This is a genomic window from Lysobacter sp. Root916, from assembly GCF_001429785.1.
In the GTDB taxonomy this organism is placed as follows: domain Bacteria; phylum Pseudomonadota; class Gammaproteobacteria; order Xanthomonadales; family Xanthomonadaceae; genus Lysobacter.
The window spans coordinates 369,191-382,031 of sequence record NZ_LMJF01000014.1; the positions used below are offsets into that span (position 1 = coordinate 369,191).

General features: G+C 73.1%; 7 protein-coding genes. 6 read left to right on the top strand and 1 reads right to left on the bottom strand.

Features of this window, described 5'->3' with window-relative positions; translation table 11 throughout:
- Positions 1-9 precede the first annotated feature (9 nt).
- Genes recC through recD form a run of 3 tightly spaced genes read left to right on the top strand, consistent with a single transcriptional unit; the run spans position 10 to position 8,833 of the window.
- Positions 10-3,354: an exodeoxyribonuclease V subunit gamma gene (gene recC, locus ASE35_RS16510; RefSeq protein WP_057164521.1), complete on the top strand. Its 3,345-nt coding sequence runs from the start codon at positions 10-12 to the stop codon at positions 3,352-3,354.
- A complete protein-coding gene (locus ASE35_RS16515) occupies positions 3,351-7,019 on the top strand; it encodes an exodeoxyribonuclease V subunit beta (protein ID WP_082611327.1) in 3,669 nt (1,222 codons plus the stop codon). The genes recC and ASE35_RS16515 overlap by 4 nt, the downstream gene beginning before the upstream one ends.
- Positions 7,016-8,833: an exodeoxyribonuclease V subunit alpha gene (gene recD / locus ASE35_RS16520; protein WP_082611328.1), complete on the top strand. Its 1,818-nt coding sequence runs from the start codon at positions 7,016-7,018 to the stop codon at positions 8,831-8,833. The genes ASE35_RS16515 and recD overlap by 4 nt, the downstream gene beginning before the upstream one ends.
- Positions 8,834-9,095: 262 nt before the next feature.
- Here the strand turns inward: recD and ASE35_RS16525 are convergent, their stop codons facing one another.
- Entirely contained in the window at positions 9,096-10,181 is a 1,086-nt protein-coding gene (locus tag ASE35_RS16525) for a LysR family transcriptional regulator (protein ID WP_056177292.1), read from the bottom strand.
- Between the two features lie 213 nt (positions 10,182-10,394).
- On the opposite strand from ASE35_RS16525, the gene ASE35_RS21555 reads away from it, so the two are divergent.
- Genes ASE35_RS21555 through ASE35_RS16540 form a run of 3 tightly spaced genes read left to right on the top strand, consistent with a single transcriptional unit; the run spans position 10,395 to position 12,780 of the window.
- A complete protein-coding gene (locus ASE35_RS21555) occupies positions 10,395-10,619 on the top strand; it encodes a DUF2798 domain-containing protein (protein WP_343123524.1) in 225 nt (74 codons plus the stop codon).
- The gene (locus tag ASE35_RS16535; protein WP_056177289.1) at positions 10,616-11,557 is read left to right on the top strand and encodes an SDR family oxidoreductase; all 942 of its coding nucleotides are present in this window, start codon (positions 10,616-10,618) and stop codon (positions 11,555-11,557) included. The genes ASE35_RS21555 and ASE35_RS16535 overlap by 4 nt, the downstream gene beginning before the upstream one ends.
- A complete protein-coding gene (locus ASE35_RS16540; protein ID WP_082576406.1) occupies positions 11,554-12,780 on the top strand; it encodes an efflux RND transporter periplasmic adaptor subunit in 1,227 nt (408 codons plus the stop codon). Before ASE35_RS16535 ends, ASE35_RS16540 begins: the two co-directional genes overlap by 4 nt.
- The last annotated feature ends 61 nt before the right edge of the window (positions 12,781-12,841 follow it).

Here is a 12,841-nt window from a genome sequence, read left to right on the forward strand (position 1 = left end):
GATGTCGCGATGCCCGGCCGTCCCGACTTCCGCCTCTACCACTCCAATGCGCTGGACGTGCTGGCTGGACTGCTGGCACAGGAACTGCGCACGCCCGTGCCCGGGCGGTCGGTGCTGGCGCCGGAGGTGGTGCTGATCCCGCAGGTGGCGATGCGGCGCTGGTTGCAGGCGACCCTGGCCCAGACCTACGGGATCGCCGCCAACCTGGAATTCCTGACCCCCGGCGAGTTCGTGCAGCGCGCGTTGGACGCCAACGTGCCCGGCATCGAGGACGACATCGGCGCCGAGGCGCTGCGCTGGCGGCTCTATAAGGAACTCTCGCATCCGGCCGCGCTGCGCGAACCGGCGCTGGCCGAGCTGCGCGCTTATCTGTCCGGCGCCGACCCGCTCAAGCCCTGGTCGCTGGCCGGCGAACTGGCGGGCCTGTTCGAGAAATACCAGGCCTGGCGCCGCGACTGGCTGCGCGCCTGGGACCAAGGCCAGGACCGCGACGATGCTCAGGCCGCGCTGTGGCGCCGGGTCGCCGGCGCCAGCCGCTACCGCGCGCGTCGCATCGGCGACTATCTGGCGCGTTACGGCGGCGACGGCGCGGAGGTGCCCGAAGGTTTGCCGCCGCGTTTGTTCGCCTTCGCCACCCTCAACGTCTCGCCCGACGTGCTGCGCGTGATCGCCACCCAGGCCCGCGCCGGCGTGCTGCATTTCTATCTGCCCACGCCCAGCCGCAAGTACTGGGGCGATCTGGCCAGTTACGGCGAACGCCTGCGCCTGCTCGATGCCGACGCGTCGGTGCAGGATGCGGACGAGAACCCGCTGCTGCAGGCCTGGGGCGCGGCCGGCCGCGACTTCATGGCGGTGCTGGGCGGTTACGAGGTGGTGCACCCCTCGGGCGAGATCGCGGCCTACGCCGACCCCGAAACCGACCCCGCCGACGATCCCGCGCGCGACAGCCTGCTGCGGCGCCTGCAGCGCGACCTGCTGCATCGGCGCGCGCCGGCGGTGCCGGGCTGGCGCGCGGCGGTCGATAGCGCCGACCCCAGCCTGCAGGTGCATGCCTGCCACACCCGCCTGCGCGAGGTGCAGGTGCTGCACGATCAACTGCGCGGCCTGCTCGAGGACCCGCGCTTCGATCCGCCGCTGCAGCCGCGCGAGATCGCGGTGCTCGCGCCCGACATCGATCCCTACGCGCCGCACATCGCGGCGGTGTTCGGCGGCCTGGCCGGGCGCCCGGGCTTCATTCCGTATGCGCTGGCCGACGTGAGCCCGCTCGCGGCCGAGCCGCTGGCCGACGTGTTTCTGCGCCTGCTCGCGCTGCCGGTGTCGCGCTTCGGCCTCAGCGAGATCCTCGACCTGCTGGCCGCGCCGGCGATCGCCGCCGCCGCCGGCCTGGACGCGCCGGCGCTGGAGCGCCTGCACACCTGGTTGCACGAGGCCGGTGCGCGCTGGGGCATCGACGACGCCCACCGCGCACGCCACGACGCTCCGGCCGACGACGCTTACACCTGGCGTTTCGCTCTGGATCGTCTGCTGATCGGGCACGCCAGCGGCGCCGACGAGGCCATCGCGGGCGTCGCGCCCTATACCGAGCTCGAAGGCAGCGCCCTGGACGCCCTGGACGCGCTGATCCGCTTGCTGCGCGTGCTGGCGCGCAACGAACGCGCGCTGAGCGCGGCGATGCCGCCGGCGCAGTGGCGCGACCGCCTGCTCGGCTTGCTGCAGGCGCTGCTGCCGCGGCGCCCGCACGACGCCGGCGATCAACGCACCCTGGAGCGCCTGCGTCTGCTGGTGGAGACCTTCGCGCGCGATGCCGAACGCGCCGGCTTCGATGCACCGGTGCCGGCCGAGGTGGTGCGCGCGCATTTCCGCGCCGCCCTCAGCGAGGCCGACACCCGCGCGCCGCTGCTCACCGGCGGCGTGAGCTTCGGCCGCATGGTGCCGATGCGCCTGATCCCGTTCCGCGCGATCTGCCTGCTCGGCATGAACGACGGCGACTACCCGCGCCGCGATCCGGTCGGCGGCCTCAACCGCCTGGCCGCCGAGCTGGGCACCGCCGCGCGCCGCCACGGCGACCGTTCGCTGCGCGAGGACGATCGTTTCCTGTTCCTGCAGTTGTTCGTGGCCGCCTCCGAGGTGCTGTACCTGAGCTACCTGGGTGCCGACCCGCGCGACGGCAGCCTGCGCGAGCCCTCGCCGCTGGTGTCGGAACTGCTGGACGTGGCCGCGCGCTACCACCAGGCACCGGACGTCGCGCGCGCCGCGCTGACCGTGCGCGAGCCCTTGCAGCCGTTCTCGCCGGCCGCGTTCGGCGCCGGCGACCACGGCGAGGCCGCGCCGGAACCGCGCCGCTACAGCTATCGCGGCGAGTGGCAGCCGGCCGCGCAAGCGGGCGGCGAGGCCCGCATCGAGCTCGGGCCCTGGATCGACGCGCCGCTGGCGCCGCTGGATGCGACCGCGCCGGCCATCGCCCTGGCCGATCTGCGCGCCTTCCTGCGCGATCCGCCCGGCGCCTTCCTGCGCCAGCGCCTCAACATGCGCCTGCCCGACGCCGGCGCCGCCGTCGATGATGTCGAGCCGCTGCTGTTGCCCGGTCGCGGCCTGCAGCGCCAGCAACTGCAGTACGCGGTGTACGAGGCCCTGCTGGCCGGACGCGGTGAGGATCTGCAGGCGCAACTGCGCGCGCGCGCCTTGCTGCCGTCCGGTCCGCTGGGCCGGCGCCAGCTCGACAGCCTGCTCGCGGAAGTGCGCCCCTATGCCGAGGCCTTCGCGCAGTGGCGCGAACAGCAGGCGCCGCAGTCGCAGCACTTCGAACTCGAGCTCGCTGCCGGCCGCCTGCACGGCCGCGTCGACGATCTCTACGCCGCCGGGCTGGCGCGCCTGCGCTTCGGCAAACTGCACGGGCCCGCGCAGATCGCCCACGGGCTGGACTGGCTGGTGCTGTCGGCGCTGGGCGATGCGCGTCCCTTGGCGCAGTTCGCGGAGGCCGCCGGTGGCGTCGGCCCGCAGCTGCGTGCCGCCGCATCGCCCGCGCGGGCGCGCGCCGCGCTGGACGCGCTGCTGCGCTTGCGCGCGCACGGCCTGCGCGAACCGCTGCCGTTCCTGCCGCGCGCCGGCTGGCTGTGGTACGCGGCCGATGCGGAGGGCCGCGACGCCTGGAACCAGGCCGCACTGCAATGGCACGGCGGCACTCACAGCTGGAGCGAAGCCGAGGCCAGCGGCGCGCGCCTGGCGTTGCGCGGCCGCGACCCGTTCGCCGCGGCGAGCGCGGACGGCGCCGACCTGGCCGAAGAATTCCGCGCGATCGCGCGGCTGGTATTCGACGCCGTGGTGCACGCGCGCAGCGAAGAGGACGCGCGATGAGCGGGCATACGCGCGATCTGTTCGACGAGCTGCCGCCGGCGCCCGAGCCCGGCGCGGACGACGCCTACCTGCGTCTGCCGCTGCACGGCCTGCAGCTGATCGAGGCCAGCGCCGGCACCGGCAAGACCTACACCCTGGCCACCCTGGTCACGCGCCTGGTGATCGAGCGCGGCCTGCGCGTGGGCCAGATCCTCGCGGTCACCTTCACCGACGCGGCCACCCAGGAACTGCGCGAGCGCCTGCGCAAGCGCCTGCTGCTGGCCGCGCGCATCGCCGCCGACGATCCGGCCCTGGCCATCGGCGAGGACGACGGCGAACGCGCGGTCACGCGCGCGCTGATCGCCGCGCGTTTGCGCGAGGAAGCCCCGTCGGCCTTGCGCGCGCGCCTGGCCCGCGCCGCGCGCGAGATCGACCTGGCCGCGGTGGTGACCATCCACGGCTTCTGCGCGCGCGTGCTCAGCGAACACGCGCTGGAGACCGGCCAAGCCTTCCTGGCCCCGGAGATGATCGGCAGCGATCGCGACCTGCGCGACGAGGTCGCGGTGGATCTGTGGCGCTCGCTGGGCACCGACGCGGTCGCGGCCGAACTGCTGCAGGCGCGCTGGCCCGCCGGTCCCGCCGCCCTGGCCGCCGACCTGGGGCCGCTGCTGCGCGCCGCACGCCTCAAGCCCGCGCTGCCCGCGCCCACGCCCGATCCCTTGCCGCTGCTGCAGGCGCGCGCGGCCGCCCTGCGCGAGCGCTATCGCCAGCACGGCGCACAGGCCTTCAACGATATCGAAGCCGCGATGGCCGCCAAGGTGCTCAACGGCCAGACCTGGCGCGCCGAATTGCCGGGCGCGCTGCGCGAGGCGCTGACGCGCTGGTGCGCGAACGAAGACGCCGCCGCGCGCATCGAGCCGCGCATCGACCGCATGACCCCGGCCGCGCTCGCCGAGCGCACCAACAAGGGCAAGCAGGCGCAGACCCCAAGCTCGCCGCTGTTCGTCGCCATCGCCGACTATCTCGAGGCCGCGGCCGCGCGCGCGCAATGGCTGGACGCGCAGGGCCTGGCCCTGGTCCACCGCGTGCGCGAGGAGGCGGCCGCGCGCCTGGCCGAGCTCAAGCGCGTGCGCCGCGTGCAGACCTACGACGATCTCATCGACGGTGTCGCCCAGGCCTTGAGCGGCCCGCATGCCGGCGCCCTGGTTGCGCGGCTGCGCGCGCAGTACGCCGTCGCCCTGGTCGACGAATTCCAGGACACCGACGCGCGCCAGTGGGCAATCTTCGAACGCGTGTTCGGGCCCGACGGACGCGAAGGCGGCAGCCTGTTCGTGATCGGCGATCCCAAGCAGGCGATCTACGGCTTCCGCGGCGGCGACGTGCACACCTATCTGGCGGCCGCGGCCCAGGCCGAGCTGGCGCCGCCGCTGCTGCGCAATTTCCGTTCGCGGCCGTCGCTGCTGCGCGCGGTGCAGGCCCTGTACCAACGCGCGGGCGCGGACGCCTTCGTCGACGCGCGCATCCGCTTCCTCGAAGTCGAGCCCGGCGGCAGCGTCGCCGACGCGGCCCTGTCGCGTCACGGCCGGCGCGCGCCCGCGCTGACCCTGCGCCGACTGCCCGCGCCCGACGACGCCGGCTCCGGCTCCGGCTCCGGCAAGGGCCGCGCGCAATGGAGCGCACCGGAGTCGCGCGAACTGGCCACGCGCGCCTGCGTGGCCGCGATCCACGCCTGGCTCGCCGACGCGCGCGCCGGGCAGGCCACGCTGGACGGGCGCGCGCTGCAACCGGCCGACATCGCCGTGCTGGTGCGCAGCCACGACGAGGCCGCGCGCATGCAGCGCGCCCTGGTCGCCGCCGGCATCCCCGCGGTCGCGGCCGGACGCCAGAGCGTGTTCGCGACCGAGCAGGCCCTGGAATTGCTGGCGCTGTTCGAGGCCCTGCTCCAACCCGGCGATCACGGCCGCCTGCGCGGCGCTCTGGCCAGCGTGTTCCTGGGCCTGGACGCGCGCGCGATCGCGCGCATGGACGCCGAAGACGCCTGGCAGCGCGACTGGCAGCTGCGCGCGCTGGAATGGCGCGAACGCTGGCAGCGTCACGGCCCGCTGGCCCTGGTCGCCGACCTGTGCGCGCAGCAGGCGCCGCGCCTGCTCGCCCTGGGCGACGGCGAACGCCGCCTGACCAATCTGCTGCAATTGGGCGAAGTGCTGCAGGAGGCCGACGCCCAGGCGCTGGGCCTGCACGGCCTGGTCGATTGGCTGCGCCTGCGCATCGCCGAGGCCGACGACAACGACGAACAACAGCAGCTGCGTCTGGAATCGGACGCGCGCCGCGTGCAGATCCTGACCCTGCACAAGAGCAAGGGCCTGGAGTTCGGCCTGGTGTTCCTGCCGTTCGCCGCGATCGGTCGCGAGCCGCGCGGCGGGCGTCACTGCGAATACCCCGACGACGACGGCCGCGTGCTGCAACTGGAAGGCGAGCACGACGACGCCGGCACGCCGGTCTGGGGCGAGGCGCGCGTGCGCGCCTCGCGCGAGTCCGCCGCCGAGGACGCGCGCCTGCTCTATGTGGGCCTGACCCGCGCCCGCCACGCGCTGTGGCTGGCGACCGGGCCGCTATACCTGAGCGCATCGACGCCGCTGGCGCCGATGCTGGATGCGCCCGAGGCGCTGGACAGCGGCGACGCCGGCGATATCGAAATCGACGATCGCGCGCTGGAGCCGCGCCCCGCACCGCTGCCTCCGATCGCGCCCGCGGCGGTGCCGCCCGCGCGCAGCCTGCGCCGCGGGCTGCCGCGCGATTGGTGGGTGCACAGCTTCACCCAGCTCACCCGCGAGGACGCCGGCAGCAGGGTCCAGGACGAACACGGCGCGCAGGACGAACCCGAGCCGCTGGCGCTGCCCGCGCCCAGCGAGCTGCCGATCGACGCGATGGAGCTGCGCTTCTCCGGCAGCCGCTTCGGCAACGCCGTGCACACCGCGCTGGAGCGCTGCGACTTCGCCGTCTGGGGCGATTGGCGCCGCCTGGGCGCGATACCCGACGGACAGGAGGCGCTGCTGCGCACGGCCCTGCACGAACAGGGCTATACCGAGGCCGACGTCGACGACGGCGGCCTGGACACGCTGGCGCGCCTGGTCGGCGCGACCCTGACCGCGACCCTGCCCGAAGGCGCGCGCCTGGCCGACCTGCCGCCGGCCGCCTTGCGCGCCGAGATGGAATTCCATTTCGCGCTCAACGACGCCTCCACCACGGCCCTGCTGGAACTGCTGCACGCGCACGGCTGGCTGCGCGCGCGCCAGGCCTTCGGCCATCGGCGCCGGCTCGATGGTCTGATGACCGGCAAGATCGACTTGGTCTATGCGCACGAAGGCCGCTATTACCTGCTCGACTACAAGACCAACCGCCTGCCGTCCTACGACGCCGCCGCGATCGAGCGCGCGATGGACGACAGCGAGTACACCCTGCAATCGTTGATCTACACCTTGGCCCTGCACCGCTGGCTGCGCTTCCGGCTCGGCGCCGACTACGACTACGCGCGCGATTTCGGCGGCACCCGTTATCTGTTCTGCCGCGGTCTGGATCCGATGCGATCCGATGAAGAAGGCGCGGGCATCCACGCCGAGGTGCCGCCGCGCGCGCTGGTCGAGGCCTTGGACGCGCTGTTCGGCGGCGCGGGTGGCGCGCCATGAGCCTGCTCGACGCCCTGCTGCGGCGCGGCTTGGTGCGCAGCGTCGATCACGCGCTGGCGCAATCGCTGCGCCGGTTGGATCCGGCCACGCCCGAGCTGGTGCAGGCCGGCGCCGCGCTGGCCGCGCGCGCGATCGCCGATGGCCATGCGGCGTTCGATGTCGCCCGACCCGACGAGGACATCGGCGCGGCGGTGCTGGTCGAACCCGCGCAATGGCTGGCGGCGTTGCGCGCCTCGCCCTGGATCGCCCAGCCCGGCGACGACGGCATCGCCGATCCGGGCGCGCCGCTGGTGCTGGAGCGCGGTCTGCTCTATTTGCGTCGTTACCGCGAATACGAACGCCGCCTGGCCGCGCGCCTGCGCGCGCTGGCCGCGCAAGCGCCGCCGCCGGCCGACACCGCCGCGCTCGCGCCCCTGTTCGCGAGCTTGTTTCCGCACGCACGCGACGGCGACCGCCAGGCGCGCGCGGCCGCGCTGGCCTTGGCGCGTTCGCTGCTGCTGGTCACCGGCGGGCCCGGCACCGGCAAGACCACCACGGTCGCGCGTCTGTTGCTGCTGTTGATCGCGCAGGCGCAGCGCGCGGGCGCGCGGCCGCCGCGGATCGCGCTGGCGGCGCCGACCGGCCGCGCTGCCGAGCGCATGGCCGAAAGCCTGCGCGCCGCCGCCGCCACCCTGCGTATGCTGCCCGGCGTCGACCCGGCCTGGTGCGACGCGCTGCCGGTGGAGGCGCGCACCCTGCATCGTCTGCTCGGCAGCCTGCCCGACAGCCCGCGCTTCCGCCACGACGCGCGCGATCCGCTGGCCTACGACGCGGTGGTGATCGACGAAGCCTCGATGGTCGATCTGCCGCTGATGTGCAAGCTGGTCGAGGCCGTGCCCGACGGCGCGCGCCTGATCCTGCTCGGCGACCGCGACCAGCTGCCGTCGGTGGAAGCCGGCGACGTGCTGGCCGCGATCGTCGACGCGGCCGGCGAGGACGAAGCGCTGCCGGCGCCGATCGAACGCCTGCTGCAACCGCTGCTCGGCGAGGGGCCGATCGCGGACACCGCCGCCGCGCCGCTGGCCGGCCACCGCGTGCATCTGCAACGCGGTTACCGCCAGGCCGACAGCCTGGACCTGGCGCCGCTGGCCGAAGCCACCCGCGCCGGCGATGCCGACGCCGCGCTGGCCCTGCTGCGCGACGGCGCGCTGCGCGGCGTGAGTTTCCACGAGGACGCGATCGACCCGCTGGCCGGTGCCGGCCGCGAGCGCCTGCTCGGCGAATGGCGCGCGTTGGCCGCGGTCGACGATCCCCTGCAGGCCTTGGCCCTGGCCGGCCGCGTGCGCCTGCTAACCGCGCTGCGCGACGGTGCGCAGGGCGCCGCGCCCTTGAACGCGCGCATCGAAGAGGCGCTGGCCGGCAGCCATCGCGCGGCCTACTTCCATGGCCGCCTGCTGCTGATCACCGAGAACAGCTACCGCCACGGTCTGTTCAACGGCGACATCGGCGTCTGCCTGCGTCCCGCCGACGGCGAGGGCAGCGTGGTCTGGTTCGCCGGCGGCAGCGAAGGCGTGCGCGGCTATTACCCGGCCGCCTTGCCCGCCCACGCGGGCGCGTTCGCGATGACCGTGCACAAGGCCCAGGGCTCGGAGTTCGACCGGGTGTGGCTGCAACTGCCGCGCGCGGATGCGCGCAGCCTGTCGCGCGAATTGCTCTACACCGGCATGACCCGCGCGCGCCGCGAGCTGCATCTGTGCGCGAGCGAGGCGGTGCTGCGCGCGGCCTTGTCGCGGCACGCGATGCGGGTGTCGGGCTTGGCGGCGCGCTTGCGCTAGCCCCGCTCCCGCCACTAGCCGTCCCTTCTCCCGCTTGCGGGAGAAGGTGCCCGAAGGGCGGATGAGGGCAGCGCATGAGGTTGAAGCCAAGCGCCTGCACCGACCCTCACCCCGCCAGCGGGAGAGGGGCTAAAGAAAGAAGGAGCACATCGGACTCGTAGGGCGCGGCGACAACCGCACCGGCGCGGCCGGCCGGCTATGGCGATGGTGCGGTTCGCTACGCTCACCGCACCCTACGGCCGCAGTCGTATTCGAAGCCGGCTCAAGCCAGCTCCGCATCCTCGCTGTCGTGCACCGCGCCGGCCACGATCGCATCGACCTCGACTTCCGGCGACGCCTTGCTGGGGCGCTGCTTGGCGACCTTGGCCAGCTCGGCCGCGATCGCCGCCGAGGCGTCCTCGGAGGCCTTGCGGAAGCGCTGGCGGTCCGGGCACAGCACCTGCATGTAGTCGGCGTCGAAGTTCAAACGCTCGACCAGGAAGTCGACGAAGGCGCGCACCTTGGGCGACTGCACCTGGCCGCGCGGGAACACCGCGTTGAAGTCCATCTCCGGCCCGGTCCAGCCGGCCAGCACGCGCTGCACGTAGCCCTGCTCGGCATAGGCCTTGACGGTGACATCGCTGGCCAGCATCAGGCCCTCGCCGCACAGCAGCGCGCCCTTGAGCGCGCCCGGGTCGTTGGCCACCAGCACCGGATCGACGCGGTAGTCGATGCTGCGGTCGCCGTCGCTGAGCGTCCACACGTAGGCGCCGTTGCGCCGCGACTTCTGCATCGCCAGGGTACGGTGATGCTGCAGATCGTCCGGGTGCAGCGGTTCGCCGTGGCGGGCCAGGTAGTTCGGGCTGGCGTAGACCTGGGTGCGGAACACCGCCAGGCGGCGCGCGATCAGGTTGGAGTCGGGCAGCTCGCCCACGCGCAGGGCGACGTCGATTTCCTTGTCGATGATGTCCAGCGGTTCGTTGGTCAGCAGCATCTCCAGGCGCACCTCGGGGTGGCGCGCGTGGAACTCGCCCAGCAGCGGCGCGATCCAGGTGATGCCGACCGAGTAGGGCGCGGTGAAGCGCAACCAGCCGCGCGGGCCGCCCTGGAGCTGGCCGACCGCGCTTTCGGCCTCGTCCAGCTCGCGCGCGATGCGCTGGCAGTGCTCGTAATAGATGTTGCCGGCCTCGGTCAGGCCGAGCTTGCGGGTCGTGCGATGCAGCAGCTGCGCGCCCAGGCGCGCCTCCAGGTCCTGCACCTTGCGGCTGACCGTGGTCTTGGGGAGCCGCAGCGCACGCGCCGCGGAGATGAAGCTGCCGTGCTCGACCACCTTGACGAAGATCAGGGTGTCGTTGAGATCGCGGGCCATGGGGGACTCCGGATGTGGGATGACGGGAGGGGCCGTCTCGGGACTGGCTAGGGGGCCGAGCCGGGCATTAGCCCGATGTCGGGACAATTATTCCCTGAATCAACGGCTAATCAAGTGCCGTTCGTGCGCCTAGTCTTTGTCGCACACCCGGAACCCCCTGCCGCCCCCATGTTGACCGCCCGCCAAGCCCGCCTCGCCTTCCTGCCGCTGATGATGATAGCGATGTCAGCCTTGATCGTGCTGGCCGCCATCGTGTTCCGCCAAGGCCTGTCCGAAGGCACGGAAGAGGCCTGGATGCTGGCCTGGGTGCTGGCTTTCACGGTCGCCCTGCCGACCGCGATGCTGGTGCTGCCGGCGATCGGCGCCCTGCTGTCCCACCACACCCGCCGCGAAACCATCCCGCTGATGGGAGAAAAAATCCCGGGAGCGGGACAATGAAATCCCCCCTGGTGATCCTGGGCGCCACCGGCGGCGTCGGCCGCGGCGTGGTCCAGGCCGCGATCAAGGCCGGCTGGCCGGTGATCGCGGTGGCCCGCGGCGGCCGCGAGCTCAAGCTGTTGCGGGCGGCCTACCCCGAGGCCGACCTGACCGTGCTCAGCGGCTCGGTCGCCAGCGACGCCGACGGCGCCAAGCTCGCGCGCGCCCTGCGCAAGCTCGGGCGCCCGCTGGCCGGCGTGGTCGCCGCGGTCTGCGGCAGCAACGAGCGCGGCCGCCTGCTCGATCACCCGGCCGCGTTCCTGCGCCGCAAGCTCGACGAAGACCTGCTGCCGCACCTGGCCGCCGCCCGCCACCTGCTGCCGCTGCTGGCCGAGGGCGACCGCGGCGGCAGCTACGTGCTGATCGGCGGCCCCGGCAGCGAACACCCCTGGGCCGGCTACGGCCATCGCTCGATCGGCGCGGCCGCGCTGCGCATGCTGGCGCGCGTGCTGCACGACGAAGCCCGGCAGATGTCGGTGCGCGTGCAGCTGCTCGCGGTCGACATGCCGGTGCGCACCGAGCTCAACGGCTGCCATGCCTGCCCGGAATGGCCCAGCGCCCTGTCGATCGGCCAGCGCGCGCTGGCGCTGATCGAACAGGCCGAACAACGCAGCGAACCGGCGCGCGCGATCGTCACCTACGCGCGCGCGCTCGGCCCCGGCACGCTGCCTTCCTATGCGGTCGATCTGTCCGACGACATCGACCGCGAACCCGCACCGCCCGCGGCCCAGACCGCGCGCTTGCAGCCAGCCGCCGCCGAATCGACGACGCCAGCGACCGCTACGCAAGATCCGGATAGCCCCGTCGACTCCAAAACGCAACGCTGTCTGCAAGACGCACGCGCGCTGCTGAAAGCGATCACCACTTCGAAAACCAACCAGGAACCCTCCCCACAATGAGCCCTCGCAAAGTCCTCGCCCGCTCCGGCCGCGCCGGCCCCGGGCTCCCCGTACTCGCGCTGGCCGCGAGCGTCGTCATTGCGCTGGCCATGGCCGGCTGCGGCAGCCAGGCCGCCGAATCCGGTGGTGGCGGCATGCCGCCGCCGGCGGAAGTCAGCGTGGCCCAGGTGCTGAGCAAGCAGGTCCGCCAGTGGGACGAATTCACCGGCCGCGTCGCGGCGGTGGAATCGGTCGAACTGCGCCCGCGCGTCAGCGGTTACGTCGAGCGCGTCGCCTATAAGGAAGGCCAGGAGGTCAAGAAGGGCGATCTGCTGTTCGTGATCGACCAGCGCCGCTACCGCGCCGAGCTCAACCGCGCCCAGGCCCAACTGGAACGCGCGCGCGCCGAAGCGCGCCTGGCCCAGACCCAGGACCAGCGCGCCCAGACCCTGGTCGAAGCCAAGGCGATCTCGCGCGAAGAGTTCGAGACCCGCCGCGCCGCGACCACCCAGGGCAACGCCGGCGTGCGCGCCGCCGAGGCCGCGGTGGCCTCGGCCCAGCTGGACCTGACCTTCACCGAAGTGCGCGCGCCGATCAGCGGCCGCGCGGGCCGCGCGCTGACCACCGTCGGCAACCTGGCCCAGGCCGATCAGACCCTGCTGACCACCCTGGTCTCGCAGGATCCGATGTACATCTACTTCGAAAGCGACGAGCAGACCTACTCGCGTTACAACGACCTGGCCCGCAAGGGCGAGCGCGCCGAGAACAAGAACCCGGTACGTGTCGGCCTGGCCAGCGAAGCCGGCTATCCGCACGAAGGCGCGGTCGACTTCACCGACAACCAGGTCGATCCGACCACCGGCACCATCCGCGCCCGCGCGGTGGTGGCCAATCCGGACCGGATGTTCACGCCCGGCATGTTCGCGCGCGTGCAGCTGGAAGGCAGCGGCGACTTCAAGGCCATGCTGATCGACGACAAGGCCGTGCTCACCGACCAGGACCGCAAGTACGTCTACGTGCTCGGCGCCAAGAGCGAAGCGGTCCGCAAGGACGTGGTGCTCGGTCGCATGATCGACGGCCTGCGCGTGGTCCAGTCGGGCCTGGCGCCGACCGACAAGGTGATCGTGCACGGCGTGCAGAAGATCTTCTTCCCCGGCGCGCCGGTGGCCCCGAAGACCATCGTCATGGGCGCATCCGCGCCGGTGCCGGGTCAGCCGGTCGCCAGCACCGCCGGCGCGAAGTGACGCACGACCGTATGACTGCGGACCGCTAGCCGAACACCAAGCACAGGCAGGCCGCCGACGC